This is a genomic window from Ruegeria sp. HKCCSA071 (assembly GCF_017872555.1).
Lineage (GTDB): Bacteria > Pseudomonadota > Alphaproteobacteria > Rhodobacterales > Rhodobacteraceae > Ruegeria.
The window spans coordinates 1,087,690-1,112,312 of the sequence record NZ_JAEDOX010000001.1 but is presented as its reverse complement, the minus strand read 5'-3'; the positions used below and the strand labels follow the sequence as shown (position 1 = coordinate 1,112,312).

The window sequence follows — 24,623 nt, the reverse complement described above, 5'->3', positions numbered from 1 at the left end:
TTTCTTTTTTTAGCGAATAGGGTTGTGAACGGTCACCAGCTTGGTGCCGTCGGGAAAGGTGGCCTCAACTTGAACCTCGTGAATCATCTCGGGGACGCCTTCCATGCATTGCGCGCGGGTGATCACCTCGGCCCCGGCTTGCATCATATCGGCGACCGACCGCCCGTCGCGTGCGCCTTCAACCACGGCGCTGGTGATAAGGGCAATCGCCTCGGGATGGTTCAGTTTGACACCACGGGCCAGTCGTTTGCGGGCAACTTCAGCGGCCATGGCGACCAGCAGTTTGTCTTTTTCACGGGGAGTCAGGTTCATGTCAGATTGTCCAGCATCTTGGAAGCGAGTCGTTGTTCAGTCGCCGAAGCACGGGCATCAGACTTCGGCGCAGGGCATACCCGTTCTTGGCCAGCAGTCGGACGACCAGCAGGTCAGGTTGAAACAGGCTGGCCCCGGCGGTATCGGGCAGCATCTGGCGGATTGCCTTCAGATGCCCTTCGGCCCTGGGCGAGGCAAATGCGACTAAGGCCATCGCGCCCGCGCCATCTGCAATGTGCTGACGGGCCAGATGCGCGCTAAGGTCGCCGGTGAACCGGGTGGCGTCCAGAAACACCATCCTTTCGTTGCGCCGAATCTCGATCCGATCGCTGAGGCGGATATCCGTCAGAGTTTCACCCATCGCGGTACGACCAAAGATCAAAGGTTCAACCATAAGGGCCGAGGCATCCTCGGCCAAATCAATACGCAAGCGCCGATTCAATGCGCTGCCACTGTACAGGATCGTCTCTTGCGGAAGCCAGTTCAGCCTTGCCTGCGGACCGGCGGTTAAAGCGTTGACGATGCGTGCGGCCTGACCGGGTTGCGCTTTGTATGCCCGCTCACAAGCCTGCGTGGTCAGTGTCAGTTCGGTGCCCCGGCCTGCGCGACCTGAAAACCGGAAATCATCACCGCCAGTAACACCACCGGCCGTGTTCAAAAGCACGGCGTCCAATTGGGTGCCGTGTCCGCGTGGGAAGAGACATTTGAACGAACCCGCCAGCCGCAAGCGATCAATCACACTGCGCCCGTGGAACAGTTTGGCCGACAGCGTAACCCGGCCTTCAGCGCGTGGCGGTCTCGCATGTGACGCTGACGATATGGGCGTGAATTGAGTGATGGCAGCGGCTTTCGCGTCATGAACGTTTGGCGCTTTTTCACCTTTGGGATGTCGAAACTCTATCGACAGGTGTAGATTTTCGACCAAGTCCCGTCCCGTAAGTGCAATTTTTAATCACGCATGCAGCATGTAGATCAAAAATCGGGCATATCAGTCCACTTTGCCAGAATGCTATGGGGCCAGATTTGCCTATTTCGCTGCAATGCAGAATCGATGTGGGGCCTACCGGGCTAACGACCACCGGGGGTGTGTGACGGCTGCGCGAATTGGACCTCGGACACAACCGCCACACGTAACGCAACATACAGTTGCGGGGATCAGGTAGTAGAAGACAGCGTGTCAACGCAAGGCTTCTGTGCCCGCCCCGCCAGGAGAATTACATGACATCTCTCAAATCCACGCTCTTCGGATCGGTTGTCTTTGCTGCCATGGCAACGGCCGCTCTGTCTGCTGAAGACACGATCAAAGTCGGCGTACTGCACTCGTTGTCAGGCACTATGGCGATTTCGGAAACCACGCTGAAAGACACGATGTTGATGCTGATCGACCAGCAGAACGCCAAAGGCGGCCTGCTGGGCAAGCAGCTTGAGGCAGTTGTGGTTGATCCTGCATCCGACTGGCCGCTGTTTGCGGAAAAAGCGCGTGAGCTACTGACCGTGCATGAGGTGGATGTGATCTTTGGCAATTGGACGTCCGTCAGCCGCAAATCGGTGCTGCCGGTGATTGAGGAACTGAACGGCCTTCTGTTTTATCCGGTGCAGTATGAGGGTGAAGAAAGCTCGAAAAACGTCTTCTATACCGGTGCCGCGCCGAACCAACAAGCGATCCCGGCGACCGACTATTTCCTGGACGAGCTTGGCGTTGAGAAATTCGCGCTGCTTGGCACAGACTATGTCTATCCCCGCACCACCAACAATATCCTCGAAAGCTATCTGAAGCAAAAGGGCATCGCGGACGGTGATATCTTCGTCAACTACACGCCCTTTGGCCATTCCGACTGGTCCAAGATCGTGGCGGATGTGGTTGCGCTGGGTGCGGATGGTAAGAAGGTCGGAGTGATCTCAACCATCAATGGCGACGCCAACATCGGCTTCTACAAGGAACTGGCTGCGGCTGGCGTCTCGGCGGATGACATTCCGGTCGTTGCGTTCTCGGTTGGAGAGGAAGAACTGTCGGGCCTGGATACAACCAACCTTGTGGGCCATCTGGCTGCTTGGAATTACTTTCAGTCGGCGGATACCGACGCCAACACTGAATTTGTTGAAACATGGAAAGCTACCATGGGCGAAGACCGGGTGACCAACGACCCGATGGAGGCACATTACATCGGTTTCAACATGTGGGTTAACGCCGCGACCGAGGCCGGTTCGACCGACGTAGATGCCGTGCGCGCCGCGATGTACGGGCAGGAATTCCCGAACCTGACCGGTGGAACCGCTGTCATGCTGCCGAACCACCATTTGGCCAAGCCGGTTCTGATCGGTGAGATTCAGGAAGACGGCCAGTTCGACATCATCAGCGAAACCGACGTTGTGCCGGGCGACGCCTGGACCGACTTCCTACCGGAATCGGCGGTGCTGGTATCGGATTGGAAAGAGCTGGGCTGCGGTATGTACAACACCGAGACCGAGACCTGCGTTCAGACCCTGTCGAACTACTAACCGACACGCAAGGTGGGTGTGATGCCCGCCTTGCCCCCAAAGACACTCGGGTTTCACCACATGTTACGACTTTTCCTTGCGGGCCTCGCAATTCTATGCGCCTACCTGACCGCCAACGCACAAGAGGCAGGTCTCCAACCGATCCTGCAAGAGCATCAGGAGATTATCGCCAAAAGCTCACGCAAGACAATCGGGCCCGCGATTGATGCGATTGCCAGCAGCGGGTTGCCGCAAGCGCAGGTGATGCTTGAGACATGGGCCGCCAAGGACGTGTGGATGCGCAAGTCGGACGGCCTGTTCTTTGCAGGCAAAAAGGTCGAAGGCCGGTCGTATGAGCTTACCGATTTCGATACTGGCGAGGTCGTTGGTATTTTCGAGAAATCCAACCTGAAGCAGTTGAAGCCCAATAGCGGCATCCGCGCGATGATTGGCACGGCTCTGGTGCAGTACCAGCTAACAGATCCGGACCGCGCTCGGCGGCTGGCCGCTTTGCAATCCATCCAACGTGACCCCGAACGTGCTTTGCTGGAGCCCCTACGCGCGTCGATTGCCGATGAAGCTGATGCTGATTTGAAAGCTCACAAACAACGGCTCGAACGGTTGCTGACGATTGGATATGACGAAGATACCGCGGCGCGCGTGGCTGCGATTGAGCAGATGTCCGACGATCTGGGCGTGGACGTCCGTGGCGCATTAAATCCACTGATCGCGACGACGCGACAAGCAGCACCGGAACTGCCGTCTAATGTGAATATCGCCGCCGTTTTAGAACCGGGTTCGAGTGATTTGACGCGCGATGAGGCCTATGACTTGCTGGTCACTGGCAATCTGGCGCCCCCACGCTTGTCACGGGATGATATTCGGACAGCACTTGCGGCCAATATTGACGGGGGTCGCGTTGGTGACATTCCGCTTGCGCAACTGAATACAGATGAAACGCGCGCTCGGGCATATGTAACCTTGGCAGAGGCAAGGGTCGTTCCCGCCTTGGTAACCGAGGCCGACATAAACACGGCGCTGGCTGAACATGTGTTCATTGATACCTACACGGAACCCTCGCCCGAAGTGACCGCAGCTGCAGTGCAGGCACTTGAACAGATCGAGCTGAAGGTCGGCCTGAACCAGACGCTCGACCTGACACTGGACGCGATCTCATTGGCGTCGATCTATTTCTTGGCAGCCATCGGTCTGGCGATCACCTTCGGCGTGATGGGTGTGATCAACATGGCTCATGGTGAGTTCATCATGATGGGCGCCTATACCGGATACGTGGTGCAGCAGTTCATCCCCGACCACACGCTGTCGATAATCGTCGCCATCCCGATGGCCTTTGCCGTCACCTTCGCGATGGGCGTCGCGATGGAGCGGCTAGTTATCCGCTGGCTCTATGCCCGTCCGCTTGAGACGCTGCTGGCGACCTTTGGCATCTCAATCGCACTGCAACAGCTGGCCAAGAACATTTTTGGCACGCAGGCCCGCCCGCTGACCGCGCCCGGCTGGCTGGATGGGGCGTGGGTGCTGAACGATGTGGTTTCGATCAGTTATATCCGCATCGCGATCTTTGTGCTGGCGACGATCTTTTTGGGACTGTTCCTCTACATTATGAAGCGCACGCGGCTTGGGCTTGAGATGCGCGCGGTGACACAGAACCCACGCATGGCCGGGTCGATGGGTATCAATCCGGGGCGGGTGAATATGCTGACCTTCGGCTTGGGCTCGGGCATCGCCGGGATTGCCGGGGTTGCGATTGGTCTGTTCGCAAAGGTCACGTCCGATCTGGGCAGCGACTATATCGTGCAAAGCTTCATGACCGTGGTTGTTGGCGGCGTCGGAAACATCTGGGGCGCGCTGGCAGGTGCGGGCATGATCGGCTTCCTGCAAAAGGGGATCGAATGGATGAACCCCTCGAACACCCTCGCCGCGCAAACATACATGATCATCTTCATCATCATTTTCATCCAGTTCCGGCCAAGGGGCATCATTGCCCTCAAAGGTCGTGCGGCGGGGGATTGAGCCATGGAACGCAGCTTTGTCGCCAAAAACCCATCGGTACTGGTCTTTCTGGCCATCCTCTCCCTGTTCACTTTGGGCGTCACCGTCCTGTCCGAAGGGTTCGGGATTGGCGTGATCTCGACCAGCTTTGTCAAAACGCTGGGCAAGACCCTGTGCCTTTGCCTGATCGCTGTGGCCATGGATTTGGTCTGGGGATTTACGGGCATCCTGTCCCTCGGCCATTTCGCGTTCTTCGGGCTGGGCGGCTACATGATCGGCATGTGGCTGATGTATGAACGTACCCGCCTGATCGTGGTGGAGTCGCTCTCCCAAGCCGACATTCCGCCAACATCGGCCGAGGTCGTGGATGCCATCGGCACGCAAATCTTCGGCGTCGTCGGATCGTCCGAATTCCCGCTGATCTGGGCCTTTTCGGACAGCCTGTTCCTGCAACTGGCGCTGGTCGTGCTGGTGCCGGGCCTTCTGGCACTGATCTTTGGTTGGCTGGCGTTCCGCAGCCGGGTCACGGGTGTCTACCTGTCGATCCTGACCCAAGCCATGACATTGGCACTGGCGCTGTACCTGTTCCAGAACGACAGCGGTATGCGTGGCAACAACGGCCTGTCGGGCCTGCAGAACCTGCCGGGCGTCACGGCCTCGCAGGACTTGGTGTCAATCTGGTTCCTCTGGGCCTCAGCGCTGGCCCTGGGGCTGGGCTACATGCTGGCGGCATGGATCGTGGCGGGCAAGTTCGGCTCGGTTATCCGCGGCATCCGCGATAATGAGGCGCGAGTGCGGTTCCTTGGCTATTCGGTCGAGAATTACAAGCTGGCTGTCTTCACATTGACCGCCTGCATCGCCGCCATCGCGGGCGCGCTGTATTATCCGCAGGCGGGGATCATCAACCCCGAGGAGATGGCCCCCATTGCCTCGATATATCTTGCCGTCTGGGTCGCCATCGGCGGGCGTGGTCGCCTGTATGGAGCGGTCATCGGCGCGGCGTTTGTCAGCCTGCTCAGCACATGGTTCACAGGTGGACAAGCGCCGGACATCCCACTTGGGTTCTACACGATCAAATGGGTCGACTGGTGGCAGGTGCTGCTGGGCGTCTCATTCGTGCTGGTAACCCTGTTCGCACCAAAGGGTATTGGAGGGCTATTCGACCTCTGGACCAACCACCGCGCGCCGCAACGCTACGGTGCCCCGCTTGGACCCGATGAAAGCGCATTGCGCGAAATGGAGGCCTTGGAATGAGCACTCTGCTGGAGGTCAGCGGCGTTTCAGTCACCTTCGACGGGTTCCGCGCCATCAACAACCTGTCCTTCCAGATTGGCAAGGCCGAGCTTCGCGCGGTTATCGGGCCGAACGGGGCAGGTAAAACGACCTTCATGGATATTGTCACCGGCAAGACCCGGCCTGACGAGGGCCGGGTAACCTGGGGTGAGAAATCCGTTTCCCTGCTGCGAATGAGCGAGGCCAAGATCGCGCAAGCCGGCATCGGGCGTAAGTTCCAGAAACCCACCGTGTTCGAGGACCAGACCGTGCAGGAAAACCTGCTGATGGCGTTGAAGAATAAACGGGGCTGGCTGGGTGTGCTGTTCTATCGCCCTTCGACAGATCATCTGGAGAAGGTCGAGGAACTGGCCGCTGAGATTGGCCTGTATGGCGAACTGCTCCGCAAATCCGGCGAACTAAGCCACGGACAAAAGCAATGGTTGGAAATCGGGATGCTACTGGCGCAGGAACCACGTCTGTTGCTAGTGGACGAACCCGCCGCCGGGATGACCTCGCAAGAACGCGAACACACAACCGACCTGCTGGTACAGGCCGCCAAGACCCGCGCCGTCGTGGTTGTGGAACATGACATGGAGTTCGTCCGCCGCCTGAATTGTCGGGTCACGGTTCTGCATGAAGGCTCGGTTCTGGCCGAAGGTTCGCTGGATCATGTCACATCAAATCAGGATGTCATCGACGTTTATCTGGGGCGCTAAACAATGCTGAAACTGACCGATCTGACCCTGCATTACGGGCACTCGCAAATCCTCAACTGTATCTCGTTGGAGGCCGCGCGAGGAGAGGTGACTTGCGTGATGGGCACCAATGGTGTGGGCAAGACCAGCCTGATCAAGGCGATCTCGGGCACGCATCCGCGCTCGGGCGGCGATCTGATGCTGAATGACGAGGCCCTGCCGCCTCTGCCAGCCCATCGCATGGCGTGGAAAGGCGTGGCCTATGTGCCGCAGGGGCGCGAGATTTTCCCGTTGCTGACTGTGCGCGAAAATCTGGAAACCGGTTTTGCCTGCCTGTCAGCAAGCGAACATTTCGTTCCGGACGAGATCTTCGATATGTTCCCGGTGCTGAAGAAAATGCAGAACCGGCGCGGGGGTGATCTGTCGGGTGGCCAGCAACAGCAACTTGCCATCGCCCGGGCGCTGATCGCCAAGCCTCAACTTTTGCTGCTGGACGAACCAACCGAAGGCATTCAGCCCAACATCATCCAGCAGATCGGCGAAGTAATTCGTCACCTCCGAACCAAAGGAGAGATGGCCATCATTCTGGTCGAGCAGTATTTCGATTTCGCCTATGATCTTGCCGACAAGTTCATCGTCCTGCGGCGCGGCGCGGTCCTGATGCAAGGCACGCGGGACGAGCTATCGCGGGAACAGGTTCTGCAAGGCGTAACGGTTTGACATTCATAAAGGAACCAGCCTATTGAGCGGCGAGAAGCTTCAGGGTTTAAGGGGCGCAATTTAGCACTCCAGCTAGGCTTTGTTGCGCGAAGAGCCTGAAGCCCGGACTTCCCTTTTCCCCGGACGTACTTATCCTGTGGGCTCTGTGACCGGTATGCCGAGCGCGGTGTAGCTGTTCAGGACGGCTGCACGGATTGGGAGTTCGGCGACTGGACGCTCGAAGTCGCGCGCCATGAGGCTCTGCCCCAACAGCTTCACGCAGTGCATCTTCGTTTCGGCGCGACTGCGGCGGTGGTATCCGCTCCAATTTCGCCGGATGGCACGGCCAAGGTATTTCGAGGCGCACAGCGCCTCGTTACGGGCGATAGCGCCTGCTGTCGATGGCTTTCGCGGTTTTGCGTTCTTGCGCGGCGGGATAACGGCGTGGGCACCCCGGTTTGCGATGGCATCGTGGCATTTGCGCGTGTCATACGCCCCGTCTGCGGTGACCGAGGCGATCTCGACATCGACCGGGATCTGGCTGAGTAGTTCAGGCAGCATGGGCGCATCACCGATGTTGTTACCGGTGATTTCGATGGCGCGGATCTCCAGCGTCTGTTCGTCAACGCCGATGTGGATCTTGCGCCAGAGACGGCGTTTCGCGCGGCCATGCTTGCGGGCATGCCATTCGCCTTGGCCCTCCGCCTTGAAGCCGGCGCTGTCGATCAGAAGGTTCAGGGAACCTTGCTAGCCGCGATAGGGTATGGAAACCGCCAGGGTCTTCTGGCGCCTGCTCAGCGTGCTGAAATCCGGCACCGACCAGTCGAGGCCGACCAGGCGCAGCAGGCTCTCCACGAAGTCCGTGGTCTGCCTGAGGGCCATGCCGAAGAGGACCTTCATCGTCGTCAGGCATGTCTGAATCGCAGCGCCGCTATACTGCGGCTGCCGGCCTTGCTTACCGGTCGGCGGTGGTACCCAAACCATGTCCGGATCAAATCAGATCGCCAGGGAGCCACGTCGCTTGAGGGCTTCATTGTAGGCTGGCCAGTTCTTGGTCTTGTAGCTCGGCGGGATAGGTCTGCTCATGCAGTCCAGCTACCACGCTGGATTCACGAGATGAATCCCTCACCCAACCTTTGCGCAACAAAGCCAATCAACAGCTAAAAGAATATCTGACGGCCTCTTCTGACAGTTTGAGGTACGAACCTCAAAAAAATCTGGACATGAGGTGCGTACCTCAAATAGCCTTGGAAGTATGCCGCGATTCGCACATCCTCGATTGACGGCGCAAAAAGGGAGGAATGGATGACTTACACAAAACTGGCCTCGGCCAGCGCAATAGTCCTTGCCGCTACTACTCTTTCTACCAAGGCAAATGCTGAAGATCTGACGCTATGTTGGGCTGCATGGGACCCGGCCAACGCGCTTGTCGAACTATCAAAAGAATTCGAAGCAGAATCCGGCCACACGATGAACTTCGAATTTGTTCCCTGGCCAAATTTTGCGGACCGGATGCTGAATGAGCTGAATTCCGGTGGTAAGCTCTGCGATCTGCTTATTGGTGACAGCCAATGGATCGGCGGTGGCGCTGAAAATGGCCACTATGTCAAACTGAACGACTTCTTCGATGCTGAAGGCATCAGCATGGACGATTTCGCGCCGGCCACTGTCTACGCCTATTCAACTTGGCCCAAGGGCACACCCAATTACTATGCCCTGCCTGCGATGGGCGATGCGAATGGCTGGTTCTATCGCAAGGACTGGTTCGAAAATCCTGAAATCCAAGCCGCATACAAAGAAGCAACTGGTCAGGATTTACGTGAGCCTGAATCTCAGAAAGAACTATTACAGATCGCCCAGTTCTTTCAGGGTCGTGAGATCGACGGCAAGACAGTCTACGGCGCAGCTATCTTTACCGAGCGCGGCTCGGAAGGGATCACCATGGGTGTGACCGGAGCACTGTATCCTTGGGGCTTTAAATACGAAAACACCCCGGGCTCATATGACATGGAAGGCGCCGTAAACTCACCCGAAGCGGTAGAGGCGCTGGAATTCTATAAGGAATTCTACGAAACGGCGACGCCTCCGGGATATACCAACTCTTACATGGGTGAGAGCTTGGACGCCTTCAAGTCCGGTCAGGTCGCCATGGCCATGAACTGGTTTGCGTTCTTCCCAGGTCTCTATGCTGACCCCAATACCGGCGGTGACAAGATCGACTTCTTTGTGAACCCACCGCAAAATCAGGCAGGTTCGACGCTGGGCGGACAAGGTATCTCTGTTGTCAGCTACTCTGACAAACAGGACGCTGCACTTGAGTACATCAAGTGGTTCGCACAGCCTGAAGTGCAGGCCAAGTGGTGGGAGCTAGGCGGCTACTCGGCGCATAACTCAGTGCTGGAAGATCCTGGTTTCGTGGACAGCCAACCGTTTGCCGGTGACTTCCTGGAAGCAATGGCTGGGGTTCAGGATTTCTGGCAAGAGCCTGCCTATGCAGAACTCCTGCTGGCCATGCAGAAACGCATCCACGACTACGTCGTTGCTGATCAAGGTACAGCTCAAGAAGCTCTTAATCTTTTGATCGAAGATTGGACTGAAGTCTTCGAAGACGAAGGCAAGCTGTAGTCCGGACACAGGCAGGAGCGGGCGCAATCCCGCTCCACCTTCACCCGTGAGTCCTAAACCAACAAGAACTGGCAAAGAGATGTCTGACCGGACCGTAGATCGCGTTGCCCAGGCAACGCCCGAGCGAGTTGCGCGAAAAATCCGAGGGTTATCCGACCGCGCGATCGCCTGGATATTCATCTCCCCGACGATTTTTCTATTGCTGGCGATCAACATCTTTCCGTTGATCTGGACCATCCAACTGAGCTTTACCAACTACAAGGCCAACCGGATCGGGCGCGAAGTCAAAGATGTCGGGCTCAGGAATTACGAGCGTATTCTGACAGACTCGGACACCTGGCTAAATATGCAGGCGACGGCGCACTTCCTGTTCTGGACGATCTTTTTCCAGGTCTTGATCGGGTTTACTTTGGCCTGGTTGATCAACAAGAAATTCAAGGGCAACGATCTTTGGACCACGATCATCGTGCTGCCGATGATGCTGTCTCCTGCAGTCGTCGGGAACTTCTGGAAGTTCCTGTATCAACCTCAAATCGGGCTGTTTAACTACATCGTGTCATGGTTCACAGGCAAAGACCCATCGAGCTTTGAAATGCTGGGATCCGTTACTTTGGCCCCTTGGGCGATCGTGATTGTCGACACCTGGATGTGGACCCCCTTCGTGATGCTAATCTGTCTGGCCGGGCTGCGCAGCATTCCCGATTACATCTACGAGGCGGCTGAGATCGACAGGGCCAGCAAGCTGCGGCAGTTCTTTACGATCACCATCCCGATGGTCCTGCCGTTCCTGATGCTTGCCGTGCTGTTTCGAGGGATCGAGAACTTCAAGATGTTCGACCTGGTGGTTCAGCTAACCGGCGGAGGGCCCGGTTCTGTAACGGAACTCACCTCAATCAATCTCAAGCGGGAGGCGTTTGAGAAGTGGCGTACGGGCTACGCCTCGGCCTATGCGATCATCCTTTTCGTCACCGTGTTCGGCCTCGCGTCGATCTACGTCAAAGCCTTGAACAAGGTGAAACAGAGATGAGCAGTTTTTCCGTAACCGAACCTTCGAACCGTTCCAAGTGGATCGCCGGTTTTCTGGTCATCACTTATGCGCTGATCACAATGATCCCGCTGGTTTGGATTTTACTGACAGGTTTCAAGTCTCCAGCCGATGCGATCAGCTACCCACCCAAAGTGGTCTTTGACCCAACGCTTGAAGGGTATGTAAATCTCTTCACCACGCGCACGCGGCAGACGCAGGAGTTTTTGGAAGCGAACCCGCCGCAGAACTGGGCCGATGAGATCGTCCGCCAATACGACATGGTGATTGTCGGGCCATCAAAGTTTGGCGAGCGCTTTATGAATTCGGTTATCATCGGATTTGGCTCGACGTTCTTGAGTATCTTCCTTGGTACGCTGGCCGCCTATGCGTTCAGCAGGTTCAAGGTCCCGCTCAAGGACGACCTTTTGTTCTTTATCCTGAGTACAAGGATGATGCCACCGGTCGCTGTCGCCATCCCAATCTTCCTGATGTTCAGAAACCTTGGATTAAGCGACACGCATCTGGGGATGATCCTGCTGTATACGGGCGTGAATATTTCCTTGGCGGTCTGGTTGCTAAAAGGCTTCATCGACGAAATCCCAAGAGAGTACGAAGAAGCCGCGCTCATAGATGGCTACACGAGGTTTCAGGCGTTTTACAAAGTGGTGCTGCCGCAAGCCGCGACCGGCATAGCCTCAACAGCTATCTTTTGCCTGATCTTCGCCTGGAATGAGTACGCGTTTGCCGTGCTGCTGACATCCGCGAACGCGCAGACTGCACCACCGTTCATCCCAACCATTATCGGTATTGGCGGCCTGGACTGGCCTGCAGTGGCGGCAGGTGCCACGATCTTCCTGATCCCTGTCATGATTTTCACCATCCTGATGCGCAAACACCTGCTGCGTGGGATCACATTCGGAGCCGTGCGCAAATGAGCGAGTTTCTTACTGGATTGATGCGTTTTCGCCGGGGCCCATGGGAGATGATCGCGACCATCCTCATCGCTCTGGGTGTCTTCATGCTTATGCAGCCCTTTGTCCTTTGGGCCTTCACATATTCTTTCATCGTCACGCTGATCGGAACCGTCATGTTCATCATCGTCAGCCATTTCCCGGAGTAGAAATGGCCCAGATCGTAGTTAAAAACGTAAAGAAGATGTTCGGCGATTTCACGGCTGTCCGCGAAAGCTCGTTCACGATTGAGGACGGTGAGTTCTTCATGTTGCTAGGGCCATCCGGCTGCGGAAAGACGACGACGCTGCGGATGATCGCAGGCTTGGAACTTCCGACGTCGGGTGAAATCTACCTGGACGGCGAGGAGATCAGCCAGCGCCCCCCATCGGAGCGAGACATTGCCTTCGTGTTCCAGATGTTTGCGCTGTATCCGCACATGAACGTGCGAAAAAATATCAGCTACCCCCTGATATCGCAGGGCATGCCGCGTGCTGCTGTCAAAGCCAAAGTAGAAGAAGTCGCGGGAATTCTGGGGATCAAGGACATCCTCGATAGCCCGGTAGGTGGGTTGTCAGGCGGCGATAGGCAGCGCGTGGCGCTTGGACGCGCGATTGTTCGCGAACCCAAGGCGTTCATGATGGACGAACCTCTTGGTGCCCTGGATGCCGAATTTCGTGAGCACATGGCCGAAGAACTGCGCGCGCTTCATGATCGCATGGGGGCGACCACTGTTTACGTCACACATGATCAGCTAGAAGCCATGCAAATGGGGGACAAGATCGTGGTGATGAACAACGCTGTGATCGAGCAATTCGGCACACCTCAGGAAATCTACGACAAACCAGCTACGATGTTCGTTGCAGATTTTATCGGGTCTCCTTCGATGAACTTCCTGCCGTTTCAGGGAAAGGTCGCGCATGGCTCGGAAACGGTGCGACTGAATGGTCACGACGAAGCCGTACCCACACTGTTGGAAGGGGCGGAAGGTGACTTGGTTTTCGGTGTTCGCCCTGAGCATGTTTTTCTGTCGGATGCCAGCGCCTACCGAGCCAAGGTCCTGGCCGCAGAATATCTTGGAACCACCCAGATCGTGACGCTGCAAAGCCCGAACGGAGAGCTGAAAGCCCGCATTGATGCGCGCGAAACCCTTAACCCCGGCGAGACGGTTGGCTTGAAGTTCCGCTCATCCGCAGTGACCCTTTTCGAAAATTCTACCGGACGCGCGTTGAGGTCCGCTCTGAACGACGAGGTACTAAGCAATGGCTGAAGTCGTTCTGGAAAACATTTCGAAGTCATTCGGCGAAATCAAAGCGGTGGATGATATCTCAATGACGATCCCCAACGGTGCCTTTGTGGTTTTGTTGGGTCCGACGGGCGCGGGAAAAACAACGACGCTGAGATTGATATCCGGGCTTGAGAAACTGGATTCCGGAACGGTGCGCATTGCCGGGCGTGACGTTGGGATAGATACACCTGCCCAGCGTGATGTGGCGATGGTCTTCCAGCAATACTCGCTGTACCCCCATATGACGGTGCGTGAGAACCTGTCCTTCCCTCTGAGGTCACCGATCCTGAAGACGCCAGAGGATGAGATCGCCAGGAAGGTCAACGAAGTCTCGGAGATCCTGCAGATCCCGCACAAGCTGGACAACAAAGCCACTGAACTGTCTGGCGGCGAAATGCAGCGCGTTTCAATTGGACGGGCACTGGTGCGCGATCCCCAGATTTTCCTGATGGACGAACCGCTCAGCTCTTTGGACGCCAAGCTTCGGGCGGATTTGCGGGTCGAACTGAAAAGGATTCAGGCCGATCTGGGATCAACCTTGCTTTACGTGACCCACGATCAGGTCGAAGCCATGACAATGGCTACGCATATCGGCGTTTTAGAGAACGGCCGGTTGGTTCAATACGGGACACCCCGGGATATCTACGAAAACCCGGGCAGTGTTTACGTTGCCAGCAGGTTGGGTCTGCCGCGAATCAACATCCTGCCGTCCGAGTTGTTCGGAGGCGATCACAAAGGACCACAGATTGGTCTTCGCCCGGAAAACATCATTGAAGGCGAGGGCAGTGAAGCGCGTGTCATACGTGCCGAACATCTGGGCGACCAAACACGGCTGCACCTGGACCTGAATGGCCACCCGGTTGTCACCCTGATTGATGTTCATCAGGATTACCCCTCTGGAAAAATTATAAAAATTCGCCCCCATAACCCGTTGTATTTTGACGCGTCTGGCGCGCGCGTGAATTAAGGAGCAAAAGCATGGCCCAGTTCCTCAACACAAAAGAAACCCTGGTAACCGAGGCGATAGATGGCCTTTTGGCTTCCTCAGGCGGGCAGCTTACACGGCTGGACGGATACCCGCATATCAAGGTTGTCTACCGGTCGGATTGGGACAAGTCGAAAGTCGCCTTGGTTTCTGGCGGAGGGTCTGGTCACGAGCCCGCCCATGCAGGTTTCGTTGGCGCCGGTATGTTGACAGCCGCGGTCTGCGGCGAAGTTTTCGCCTCACCCTCGGTCGAGGCAGTTCTGGCGGGCATTCTTGCGGTCACGGGTGAGGCCGGGTGCCTGCTTATCGTCAAAAATTACACCGGTGATCGATTGAATTTTGGACTGGCGGCTGAACGCGCCCGTGCATTGGGCCGCAAAGTAGAGATGGTCGTAGTTGATGATGACATCGCCTTGCCCGACCTTCCGCAACCACGTGGCGTGGCAGGTACGTTATTGGTGCACAAAATTGCCGGAGCGCTTGCTGAAGGGGGTGCCGATCTGGACACCGTTACCAAAGCAGCAAGAAGTACCATAGCAAAGGTTGTCAGCATCGGAATGAGCTTGGACACCTGCACTGTTCCGGGCTCTCCAAAAGAAGACCGGATTGCCCCTGGCAAAGCGGAACTCGGCTTGGGCATCCACGGCGAGCCCGGTGTACAACAAGTCGAATTTTCAAATGCTGTATCGGCCATGTCCACGGTGGTGGAGAAGCTGAAGCAAAGGGTGGGTGCCGGGCATTGTGTAGCGTTGGTCAACAACCTGGGCTCTACAACTCCTCTGGAAATGGCTGTCCTCACGCATGCGTTGTCCGAAACTGGTATTGCCCACCATATCATTGGCCCGGCACCGATGATGACGTCGCTGGATATGCACGGGTTTTCGGTATCCATTCTGCCTGTGGATCAGGACGAATTGTCAGCTCTTGAAGCACCTGTTGATCTGGCCGCATGGCCCGGCGTCAATTCCATCGACCCGATCAAAGTAGCCCCGTTGCCTGATGGCCTGACACCAATCGATCCAATCCCTTCGAACAATCCCACCACGAGGGAAACGATCACCCGCTTATCTGAGCTGCTCATCAACGCAGAGAAGTCTCTGAACGAGCTGGACGCGAAGTCCGGAGATGGCGATACAGGAAGCACACTGGCCACCGCCGCAAGAGCATTGCAAGGTAGCCTTGACCGCATGCCTCTTGCTGATCTGACGCAACTGTTTCCGGCGTTGGGCAATGAGTTAAGCCAGACAATGGGCGGGTCGTCCGGTGTGATACTCGCAATCTTCTTCAATGCAGCCGGAGATGCCTGTGCAAGCGGGGCTTCGGTATCGAAGTCTCTGGTCGAAGGCCTGAATCGCGTGAGCCAGGTTGGGGGTGCCAAGGTCGGTGACCGGACAATGATTGACGCTCTGGCACCTGCACTTGCCGCCCTCCCGTCTGGACTGACCGATGCGGCCGAGGCTGCCCGCGAAGGCGCGAACAACACCGCGAATATTCGTCGTGCGAAGGCAGGCCGCGCGGCCTATGTTCCCGAAGAAAACCTAGTTGGACATAACGATCCCGGTGCCGAGGCTGTTGCTTTGTTGTTTGAAGGCTTGGCGCGGGAGATTGAGGGCTGAAGAACACGTGGAAGACCAAAAACAAAAACTAGAATTGGTGAAAAAGCCAACCGTCAACGACCTCGCGCGCGTCGCCGGTGTCAGTCTGGCGACTGTTGACCGGGTCTTGAACAGACGCCCCGGTGTGCGGGCCGTTACCGTACAGAAAGTACAAAAGGCAATTGACGAGCTGGGGTATGTGCGCGACACCGCTGCGGCCAACCTTGCGCGAAACCGAGTTTACAACTTCCTCTTTGTTCTGCCGGACACGGACAACGAGTTTGTGGAGGCAATCAGCAGTCAGATCGCAGAACAGTCACGTGACCAATTTATCGAGCGAACTCGCATTGCGATAAAAAAGGTAGCTCCGTTTGAGCCGCAAGATATCGTCAATATTTTGGATGCTGTCGCCAGTTCGGATGTTGATGGCGTTGCCGTTTTTGGGCCCGAAACGCCTTCTGTTCGTGATGCTGTAAAAAGGCTCAGGGACAAAGGCGTTCCGGTGGTTGCGTTGGTGTCTGACTTGCCGAGTTCTGAGCGAGACCACTTTGTAGGAATTGATAACGTTTCGGCAGGGCGAACCGCAGCTCAGCTGATGGGACGATTTGTGCATCGTGACGGCAAGGTTTTGGTACTTACAGGATCCCGTTTGGCACGTGACCACCTAGAGCGCCGTCAAGGCTTTGATCTAGTTGTAGCTGAGGAATTTCCACACCTCGAAGTCGTAGCGTCTGTCGAGGGCCGGGATGACCCGGATCTGATTTACAAGATGATGCCCGAGATCTTTGAAACCTACCCGGATCTGGTTGGAATTTATTCCTCCGCAGCAGGCAATGCAGGACTGATTCAATTTCTTTCAGAAAACAAGCTCAGCAAAGATCTGGTGATCATAGCTCATGAGCTTACTCCGCTTAGTCGTGAGGCGCTTACGCTCGGTACATTTGACGCTCTTATCTCGCAAGACACTGGGCACATTGTTCGTTCAGCCGTCCGTCTGCTGCGTGCAACTTCAGACAAAGTGCCATTCAACAAAGCCCAGGAACGTATCCGTATCGACATCTATCTGAAGGAAAATTTACCGCCATAGAGACTCAGGTTTTGGGGAGGAAATTCAATGAAGACAATCAAAGGTCCAGCTTTGTTTCTTGCACAATTTGCCGGGGACGAAGCGCCGTTCAATTCGTGGGGCGCGATCACTAAATGGGCGGCTGACTGTGGATACAATGGCGTTCAGGTTCCCAGTTGGGATGGCCGGTTGTTCGACCTCGAACAGGCCGCATCCAGCGTCGGTTACTGCGATGAGTTCAAAGGCAAGGCCCAAGAAAATGGCGTCGAAGTCACCGAGCTTTCAACGCATCTTCAGGGTCAGCTTGTTGCCGTTCACCCAGCCTATGACAGTGCGTTTGATGGCTTTGCAGCGGAAAGCGTCAGAGGAAACCCTAAAGCCCGTCAAGAATGGGCCGTAGACCAGGTCAACAAAGCGCTATCCGCTTCGAAAAATTTAGGCATTTCGGCACATGCGACATTCTCAGGCGCGTTGGCATGGCCATATGTCTATCCTTGGCCGCAGCGCCCTGCCGGTTTGATTGAAACGGCATTTGATGAGCTTGCGCGCCGTTGGGTGCCCATCCTGAATCACGCCGATGAATGCGGTGTCGATGTCTGCTACGAAATTCACCCCGGAGAGGACCTCCACGATGGTGTGACCTACGAGATGTTTCTCGAGCGGACAGGCAATCACCCACGGGCCTGCATGCTATACGACCCGTCGCATTACGTGCTGCAATGCCTCGACTATCTGGACAACATCGACATCTACAAAGATCGAATTCGGATGTTCCATGTCAAAGATGCCGAGTTCAACCCGACCGGGCGGCAAGGTGTTTATTCCGGGTATCAAAGCTGGGTAGATCGGGCCGGGCGGTTCCGCTCACTGGGCGATGGTCAGGTGGATTTCGGTGCAGTTTTCTCAAAAATGGCCGCGAATGACTTTGATGGCTGGGCTGTGGTCGAATGGGAATGCTGCCTCAAACACCCCGAGGATGGAGCGCGTGAAGGTGCTCAATTTGTGTCAGATCACATCATCCGTGTGACCGAGAAAGCCTTTGATGATTTCGCCGACGGTGGCGCTGACGAAGCCGCCAATCGTAAAATGCTGGGGATTGAGTGATGGTCACAGGACGCAGTGAAGAAACCTCAGGACGCATTCGGCTTGGCATGGTTGGCGGCGGAAACGACGCCTTCATAGGGGGTGTTCATCGCATCGCCGCGCGATTGGACGACAAGTTCGAGCTGGTTGCCGGTGCTTTGTCTTCGACGCCAGAGAAATCTCTTGAAAGTGGTCAGGCATTGGGGCTCGAACGGGTCTATGAAGACTTCAAACAAATGGCGATTAGGGAAGCCCGACTGAAATCTGGGATCGAGGCAGTCTCAATTGTCACGCCAAATCACGTTCATTATGCAGCCGCACGTGAGTTCCTGAAACGCGGTATTCATGTAATTTGTGACAAGCCACTCACCTCGACCCTTGCCGATGCGAAAAAGCTGGTCAAAGCAACAGAAAGTGCGAATGCCCTATTCATTTTGACCCACAATTACACAGGCTATCCAATGGTTCGGCAGGCGCGTGAAATGGTTGCCAACGGCGACATTGGCAAGATCCGCGTGGTTCAGGTTGAATACCCACAGGATTGGCTGACCGAGCAGCAGGATTTCAAACAGGCGGAATGGCGAACCGATCCCGAACGCTCGGGCGCGGGTGGATCAACCGGTGACATCGGAACTCATGCATACAACCTTGCCTGCTTCGTGACCGGGCTAAAAGCGGAAAGCCTTGCGGCAGACTTGCAGGCCTTTGTGCTGGGGCGCAAAGTCGATGACAACGCCCACGTCTTACTTCGCTTCAAAGGCGGAGCGCGCGGTATGCTGTGGTCTTCTCAGGTGGCTCCCGGCAACGAAAACGCACTTCGTTTGCGCGTCTATGGCGAAAAAGGCGGGTTGGAGTGGGCTCAGGAAGATCCCAATTACCTGTGGTTCACGCCATACAACGAACCAAAGCGTCTAATCACACGAAATGGAGCTAGTGCTGCTGATGCAGCCAACCGGTTGAGTAGAGTTCCTCCGGGACATCCCGAGGGATATCTTGAGGGGTTCGCGAATATCTATGGAGAGGCTGCTGAAGCGATCCAAGCTTTCCGAAATGGTATTTCACCTGACGCTTCGGTTGTTTATCCAACAGTCTATGACGGGCTCAATGGCGTTAAATTTGTGGCCGCGTGCGTGCAAAGCTCTTCAAGGAATGCGGCTTGGATCGACTTAGCTTAGAATCTGGTTGTGGGCATAGGGCAGACGGGGGTTGTCACGTTAACTTGCCGTTTAATGAAAGTGTCGCAAACTCTTGGAACGACCAAAGGAAAATACGAGCGAAAAACTCTAACTACAAACGGCAGGAAAATCGGGTTTCAGAGCAGGCCCAAAACCGAAGTTTTTTATCCCGGCCATGCAAAAGTCTGCGAAAACCTCATCAGCGCATCGAGAGCCGGCGAGTATTTTCGGCCAGGGACTGTAAAGGCCGCGATAGTTCTTGAAACTTCTGGCTCCACAAGCGGGCGCTGCAACAAGCCCGGCAGAGTAACCGAATACTCAGGCATGAAAGCAAAACCAATGCCTGCAGCAACCATTGCTTGTACCCAATCTTCGCGCTCAGAACGGAAGCGAGCGTAAAGTTCCACTCCTTTTGACTGACAAACGGACATTACCATCTCGCGCAACTCGCAAGCCAAACGATCTACATAGTTTTCTCGAGATAAATCTTGGAGCGAAATTGAGTTTAGTTGTCCAAGGCGGTGCTCCGGCGGAAAAACAACCACATATCTTTCGACGTAAAGTGGTCTAGCCCTAAACTCTTCTTCCAGTTCTTCAGTCAGCGTCATCAAAGCGACATCGATATCACCATCAGAAAGTTTTTTCTTGAGATCCGACGCGCTTGCTTCATTGACTGACAACTCCAAGCCGCTGTGGTTTTTCTCGAATTGAGCCAGAAACCGTGCAAGGCGAACGTGCCCAATTGTTGAAAGGACACCTAAGCGCAACGGCACCTTTTCAAGCAAACGAAAATTCTGAGCCAGCGCTTGTGTAGCTTCTGCTTCGTCAACGATGTGCTGTAGATGCGGCAGCATTGACTTTCCAAAGTCGCTGACCAAAATTTTCCGGCCTTCCCGATGAAAAACCTGTGCGCCAAGTTCGGTCTCTAATGACTTGACGCCCTTGGTAAGCGCTGGTTGGCTTACATTGCATTCTGCGGCAGCTTTGGTGAAATTCAGATGCTTTGCGGCAGATAAGACATATCTAATCTGAGACATCTCCATATTGGGGCACCTCGTCACTGATGGCGAAAGACAATCACAACGCAGGATACACCGTTTTATCCAAACCTGGAGTTATTAAGTCATAAGGTATCGATAGTTCCCCGAGCCGACGCTCCATAGTGTAATAGATGCACTGGTTTTGATTGTTCGGAAAGGGAACGAGATGTCTGTTTTTATGGTCGAAAGAAACCTCAAGGGTATCACCATGGATGACTTGGGTGCTGCTCAAAAAGCCGCGATAGCAACAGCACAGAAAATGACAGCAGATGGCGACAAAATCAGCTATGTTCGTTCAACATTTGCTCCCGAAGACGGGCGCTGCATGTGCTTGTTTGATGGTGAAAGTGCCGATCAAGTTCGTCGATTGAATGATACCGCCGGACTTCCTTACGACAAGGTCGTGGCGGCAATGGATCTTACCCCGTGACGACTTCTGAGCTTTGGAGTTGTGATTGGGCCCTGAGTACGTGCTCTAGGGCCCTCAGCAATGGTTGAACAGTTTGCAGAGAAATGCAGGTTCGTCCACAGAACGTGAGTTCAATCATCTCCAGATTTAGCACGCGCGGTGAATGGCCTGTCTGGCGAGCAGCGGCGCAGCATCCAGACCAGACGGCCAAGGGCAGCAAAGGGCCGTACTTGCATCGCATAGCGACCCCGATCGCGAACGTACTGCACCGCATCCGAGTTCAGCCTCGAGCCCTTTCCACCATTTGGTTGACGAGTAATCTCGCAGACGATAGCCAGTGTTCTATGGTAAACACTTCGATCATCGCAATGACTTGGTGGCTGGCCTCCTGACAGGGTGGCCCGATGACCAAACGTATTCCGAGGCCGCCGCATGGGCGGCCTTTTGTTTTCCGAGCTTCCCGATGCTCCGTATCCCGTTTCATGAGAAGACGCAAATGAACAGACCAACCATTCTGACAGGTGACCGCACCACAGGACCGCTTCACATCGGGCACTATGCAGGCTCGCTTGCAAACCGGCTGCGCTATCAGGGCAGTCATGAACAATTTCTGCTGCTGGCGGATACTCAAGCCCTAACCGACAACGCCCATGACCCGGAGAAGGTGCGGCGCAGCGTGATGGAGGTCGCGCTGGACTATTTGGCCGTGGGCATTGATCCCTGTCGCACCACCATCTGCCTGCAATCGCATCTTCCGGCGTTGGCCGAGTTGTCGATGCTCTACCTGAACTTCGTCACGGTCGCGCGGCTGGAACGGAACCCGACGATCAAGGACGAAATTCGCGTGCGCGGGTTCGGACGGGATATTCCCGCCGGATTTCTGTGTTATCCGGCGGCACAGGCGGCGGACATCACAGCCTTCAAGGCGACGGTCGTGCCGGTCGGCGAGGATCAGGCCCCGCTGATCGAACAAACGAATGAGATCGTGCGGCGCATCAACGCAACCTCAGGCCGCGCCGTGTTGCCCGAGGCGCGGGCGATCATCCCCAGGGCGGGCCGGTTGCCCGGTATCGACGGCAAGACCAAGATGTCGAAATCCGGTGGCAACGCCATTGCGCTGTCCGCGTCGTCCGAGGAGATCCGAAATGCTGTCAAGGCGATGTTCACCGATCCGAACCACCTGCGTCTCGAAGACCCGGGCTGCATCGAGGGCAATGTCGTCTTTACCTATCTCGACGCCTTCGATCAGGACCAGGACGGGCTTGCCGAGCTCAAGGCTCAGTATCAGAGAGGCGGGCTTGGCGATAGCAAAATCAAGGCGCGTCTGGAAGCTATCCTTCAGGAGCTCATCGCCCCAATTCGCGAGCGTAGGGCACAGCTCTCCGAGGACCGGGGATACGTCCTTGAGGTAATCAAAGAGGGCACGGAACGGGCGCGAGAGCGCACCGAGGCGACAAGGCGCGATGTGGTTAGTGCCTGGGGTCTGTTCCAGTTGTGGGTAACCTGAGGCGGGCGAACCGGATGAAGGTCCGTTTCGCCCGTGCTCCCGACCTTCGCCCTTCATCAATTCATGCAAATTCAGCGAATGGCGGTTCTAGCGGGTCGCACTGCAGAGGAGTGGATCTTCGGAAAATGACTGGAATGGGCCGCTCCTCGAAGGTAGTTTGAACATGGAGCAGAGCTTGCTGCGGTCGCCATAAAGTCGGCAGTGAGCCGAGAGTGTGTGAAAACTCCGGCCCACAAGCTCTCTCGTCGCGCTCGTTTAAAGTGTCTGTGCAAAAGCTCTCCGAGAAGCACCAGAGAATGTACGTAGAGGGTGTTTTCGGCGTATTTTGCCAGCGGTCAGAGTTTTCACACAGACAAGCCCATACCTCCCAAATGCTGCATGATGCACGAATGTCGGCTATCCGAAAACGAGCAACAGTCCGCTTATTGCAGAGATTGACAACACAAAAAGCCGAAGAAAACGTACATTGATCAGTCGCACAAGACTTGGCGCAAGCCAAAGCCCCAATAGGACGCCGGGTATCAACAGCATTGTCGCCAGAGCCTGATTAGAGCCAAATCGACCAACGATCACTAAGGCTATGATCGAGAACAAGTTGCCAATCCCGACAAACGTGAGGATAGCGCCTCTTACCCGATCCGGTTCCTGACCTTGATACAGCAGGGCGATTGGTGGTGCGTGGACACCGGCTATCGTTCCAAGGAAACCAGCCCCACCTCCCGCAGCAATCAGGTTTCGTTGGTTGAGAATCGCCGACCATCCAGAAAGCGCAAGCCCGACACCCAAAACCAAGAACGCACCTAGCAATCGTGTCAGGCTCGAACTATCTATGAGCGCCGCAATAAGTCCTGCTAGAGCAATTCCTGTCGCCAAGCCGATCAGAGCAAACTTCAGCTCGGTTCGATCAACCTTCGCGGGGACGCGCCAAAGCGCGAGAAACGACAACGCAAAAGATGCAACTAGCACCGGCCCTGGTGCATAGATTGGGTTGATGAGCAGAAGGAGTAGGATCGCGATAAGGTTCAGTCCCATGCCAATGGCAGCCTGGCTTGCTGATCCGTTAAGGATCACCAGTGTCACCAAGTACAGTTCCATGAAATCAAGTTGAACTTCCATACGCTTCCCGACCCTGCTTGGCTATCACCTTAGGTGCCGGAAGCTACGGAAGCACGAGATTCTTCTGAGTCCTGTTTTGGTTACAGGAGCAATAGAAATCGCACGTGATCATTTGAAGCGGACATTGAATCACAAACAACCAAAATCCGCTTGTCCCGCCCTGCAGCCATCCGAACGCCTTGCAGCTAAGGTCGTGAGCGAGCCCACTTTGACGAATGCTGCGTGGCGGCGAATGTCGTCTTCAGGGAACACTCGTTGACGATCAGTCTACTCAGAGTGTTCACTACATCAAAGATTTGCAGGAGAGTGGGATGCGAGAATCTGAACAATCCGACACCTTCGCTGCGTTGGAGAAACGCGAGTGGGCTAAAACAAACGTAGCGAAATCCTATGCGCAAGTATTTGCGAAAGCTGCAGATATGGTGGTGCCCACCTTGGTAAAGGCGGTTGAAGCCCGTTCAGGTACCGAAGCACTCGACCTGTGCTGTGGTCACGGGAATGTAACCGAAGGTCTCATCAAAGCTGGTGCCAGTGTAACGGGACTGGATTTCTCGTCTTCTATGCTGGAGATGGCCCGGTCGTCAGTTCCGGAGGCCAAATTCGTTGAAGGAGACGCGATGGCGTTGGACTTCGACGATGGCACTTTTGACATCGTGACAATTGGGTTTGGAATACCGCATGTCCCTGATCCGCCGAGAGTATTTACTGAAGCCCGCCGCGTGCTTCGTCCAGGAGGACGCCTTGCGTTTTCGGTTTGGTGTGGTCCGGAAGTGGATACGGCACTTGGATATGTCTTCGGTGCAATCGGCAAATACGGAGCCCCGGACATTGTATTGCCGCCAGGACCCGGAGCAAATGATTATGCTGATCCGGAAAACGCCTTTCCAGCACTTCTGAAAGCAGGATTCGCCAATTTTCACCAATCTATAGTCGCTTCGGAGTGGGTGGTTAGTGACCCCGGTGCACCGTTTGATTTCTTCTTAGAGGGCACGGCACGGGGCGGCGCATTATTGCGCCCTCAGCCGCCGGACAATGCGGTAGCGATCAGGAAGGCGGTTGTATCCCAAGTCTTAGAAAGACATGGTTCAGGTCCCGAATGGGAAGTGCCAATACCTGCGGTGGTAACCGCGGCGAAAGCGGTTTAGGAACGTCGGGTTGGTACAGCGACGTTGTTCAAAGCTGACGTTAATTCTCTTGCAACGAGCGGCAGAAATGTCCGCTCACCGCCAATTCACGCGCGACCAGGTGAACGGCCCCTATCTCGAAGGGCGGCCATTCAAGCTTG

22 protein-coding genes and 1 pseudogene are annotated in these 24,623 nt (G+C 55.7%); 18 read left to right on the top strand and 5 right to left on the bottom strand.

The features are described from left to right. Positions 1 to 9: 9 nt before the first annotated feature. Complete coding sequence (locus I9188_RS05510; RefSeq protein ID WP_209504406.1) at positions 10 to 312, bottom strand: urease subunit gamma; 303 nt, start codon at positions 310 to 312, stop codon at positions 10 to 12. Between the two features lies 1 nt (position 313). Beyond that, positions 314 to 1,237: an urease accessory protein UreD gene (locus I9188_RS05505; RefSeq protein WP_245220423.1), complete on the bottom strand. Its 924-nt coding sequence runs from the start codon at positions 1,235 to 1,237 to the stop codon at positions 314 to 316. Between the two features lie 293 nt (positions 1,238 to 1,530). Between I9188_RS05505 and urtA the strand changes: the two genes are divergently transcribed. Genes urtA through urtE form a run of 5 tightly spaced genes read left to right on the top strand, consistent with a single transcriptional unit; the run spans position 1,531 to position 7,493 of the window. Further along, a complete protein-coding gene (gene urtA, locus I9188_RS05500) occupies positions 1,531 to 2,811 on the top strand; it encodes an urea ABC transporter substrate-binding protein (RefSeq protein WP_209504405.1) in 1,281 nt (426 codons plus the stop codon). Between the two features lie 60 nt (positions 2,812 to 2,871). Beyond that, positions 2,872 to 4,824 (top strand): urea ABC transporter permease subunit UrtB, encoded by a 1,953-nt coding sequence (urtB, locus tag I9188_RS05495; protein ID WP_209504404.1) that lies wholly within the window; start codon positions 2,872 to 2,874, stop codon positions 4,822 to 4,824. Positions 4,825 to 4,827: 3 nt separating this feature from the next. Beyond that, entirely contained in the window at positions 4,828 to 6,057 is a 1,230-nt protein-coding gene (urtC, locus tag I9188_RS05490; RefSeq protein WP_209504403.1) for an urea ABC transporter permease subunit UrtC, read from the top strand. Continuing rightward, entirely contained in the window at positions 6,054 to 6,794 is a 741-nt protein-coding gene (gene urtD, locus I9188_RS05485) for an urea ABC transporter ATP-binding protein UrtD (RefSeq protein ID WP_209504402.1), read from the top strand. The genes urtC and urtD overlap by 4 nt, the downstream gene beginning before the upstream one ends. A gap of 3 nt (positions 6,795 to 6,797) precedes the next feature. Beyond that, positions 6,798 to 7,493: an urea ABC transporter ATP-binding subunit UrtE gene (gene urtE, locus I9188_RS05480; RefSeq protein WP_209504401.1), complete on the top strand. Its 696-nt coding sequence runs from the start codon at positions 6,798 to 6,800 to the stop codon at positions 7,491 to 7,493. Between the two features lie 129 nt (positions 7,494 to 7,622). On the opposite strand, the pseudogene I9188_RS05475 reads toward urtE, so the two are convergent. Next, positions 7,623 to 8,558, bottom strand: a pseudogene (locus I9188_RS05475) (IS5 family transposase). Positions 8,559 to 8,777: 219 nt separating this feature from the next. On the opposite strand from I9188_RS05475, the gene I9188_RS05470 reads away from it, so the two are divergent. The 10 genes from I9188_RS05470 (at position 8,778) to I9188_RS05425 (ending at position 19,266) form a co-directional block, all read left to right on the top strand. Further along, the gene (locus I9188_RS05470) at positions 8,778 to 10,097 is read left to right on the top strand and encodes an extracellular solute-binding protein (protein ID WP_209504400.1); all 1,320 of its coding nucleotides are present in this window, start codon (positions 8,778 to 8,780) and stop codon (positions 10,095 to 10,097) included. 79 nt (positions 10,098 to 10,176) lie between these two features. Continuing rightward, entirely contained in the window at positions 10,177 to 11,124 is a 948-nt protein-coding gene (locus tag I9188_RS05465) for a sugar ABC transporter permease (RefSeq protein ID WP_170332156.1), read from the top strand. After that, positions 11,121 to 12,059: a carbohydrate ABC transporter permease gene (locus tag I9188_RS05460; RefSeq protein WP_010442361.1), complete on the top strand. Its 939-nt coding sequence runs from the start codon at positions 11,121 to 11,123 to the stop codon at positions 12,057 to 12,059. The genes I9188_RS05465 and I9188_RS05460 overlap by 4 nt, the downstream gene beginning before the upstream one ends. Then, the gene (locus tag I9188_RS05455) at positions 12,056 to 12,244 is read left to right on the top strand and encodes a hypothetical protein (RefSeq protein ID WP_209504399.1); all 189 of its coding nucleotides are present in this window, start codon (positions 12,056 to 12,058) and stop codon (positions 12,242 to 12,244) included. The genes I9188_RS05460 and I9188_RS05455 overlap by 4 nt, the downstream gene beginning before the upstream one ends. Positions 12,245 to 12,246: 2 nt before the next feature. After that, positions 12,247 to 13,344, top strand: a complete 1,098-nt coding sequence (locus tag I9188_RS05450; RefSeq protein WP_209504398.1) for an ABC transporter ATP-binding protein — start codon at positions 12,247 to 12,249, stop codon at positions 13,342 to 13,344. Next, positions 13,337 to 14,329 (top strand): ABC transporter ATP-binding protein, encoded by a 993-nt coding sequence (locus I9188_RS05445; RefSeq protein WP_209504397.1) that lies wholly within the window; start codon positions 13,337 to 13,339, stop codon positions 14,327 to 14,329. Before I9188_RS05450 ends, I9188_RS05445 begins: the two co-directional genes overlap by 8 nt. Positions 14,330 to 14,340: 11 nt before the next feature. Beyond that, positions 14,341 to 15,963 carry a dihydroxyacetone kinase subunit DhaK gene (locus I9188_RS05440; RefSeq protein WP_209504396.1) on the top strand — a complete coding sequence of 541 codons (1,623 nt, stop codon included), beginning with the start codon at positions 14,341 to 14,343 and terminating at the stop codon, positions 15,961 to 15,963. Between the two features lie 7 nt (positions 15,964 to 15,970). Beyond that, the gene (locus I9188_RS05435; protein WP_209504395.1) at positions 15,971 to 17,029 is read left to right on the top strand and encodes a LacI family DNA-binding transcriptional regulator; all 1,059 of its coding nucleotides are present in this window, start codon (positions 15,971 to 15,973) and stop codon (positions 17,027 to 17,029) included. A gap of 27 nt (positions 17,030 to 17,056) precedes the next feature. Further along, positions 17,057 to 18,112 carry a sugar phosphate isomerase/epimerase gene (locus tag I9188_RS05430; RefSeq protein ID WP_209504394.1) on the top strand — a complete coding sequence of 352 codons (1,056 nt, stop codon included), beginning with the start codon at positions 17,057 to 17,059 and terminating at the stop codon, positions 18,110 to 18,112. Beyond that, the gene (locus I9188_RS05425; protein ID WP_209504393.1) at positions 18,112 to 19,266 is read left to right on the top strand and encodes a Gfo/Idh/MocA family oxidoreductase; all 1,155 of its coding nucleotides are present in this window, start codon (positions 18,112 to 18,114) and stop codon (positions 19,264 to 19,266) included. Before I9188_RS05430 ends, I9188_RS05425 begins: the two co-directional genes overlap by 1 nt. 164 nt (positions 19,267 to 19,430) lie before the next feature. On the opposite strand, the gene I9188_RS05420 is transcribed toward I9188_RS05425, so the two are convergent. Then, complete coding sequence (locus tag I9188_RS05420) at positions 19,431 to 20,309, bottom strand: LysR family transcriptional regulator (RefSeq protein WP_209504392.1); 879 nt, start codon at positions 20,307 to 20,309, stop codon at positions 19,431 to 19,433. A gap of 163 nt (positions 20,310 to 20,472) precedes the next feature. Between I9188_RS05420 and I9188_RS05415 the strand changes: the two genes are divergently transcribed. Further along, the gene (locus tag I9188_RS05415; protein ID WP_209504391.1) at positions 20,473 to 20,736 is read left to right on the top strand and encodes a DUF4242 domain-containing protein; all 264 of its coding nucleotides are present in this window, start codon (positions 20,473 to 20,475) and stop codon (positions 20,734 to 20,736) included. Between the two features lie 475 nt (positions 20,737 to 21,211). Further along, complete coding sequence (trpS, locus tag I9188_RS05410; protein WP_209504390.1) at positions 21,212 to 22,222, top strand: tryptophan--tRNA ligase; 1,011 nt, start codon at positions 21,212 to 21,214, stop codon at positions 22,220 to 22,222. 396 nt (positions 22,223 to 22,618) lie between these two features. Here the strand turns inward: trpS and I9188_RS05405 are convergent, their stop codons facing one another. Beyond that, the gene (locus tag I9188_RS05405) at positions 22,619 to 23,338 is read right to left on the bottom strand and encodes a sulfite exporter TauE/SafE family protein (protein WP_209504389.1); all 720 of its coding nucleotides are present in this window, start codon (positions 23,336 to 23,338) and stop codon (positions 22,619 to 22,621) included. Positions 23,339 to 23,649: 311 nt separating this feature from the next. Here I9188_RS05405 and I9188_RS05400 point away from each other — a divergent pair, with 311 nt between their 5' ends. Next, on the top strand, positions 23,650 to 24,483 hold the full coding sequence (locus tag I9188_RS05400; protein ID WP_209504388.1) for a methyltransferase domain-containing protein: 834 nt from the start codon (positions 23,650 to 23,652) through the stop codon (positions 24,481 to 24,483). The last annotated feature ends 140 nt before the right edge of the window (positions 24,484 to 24,623 follow it).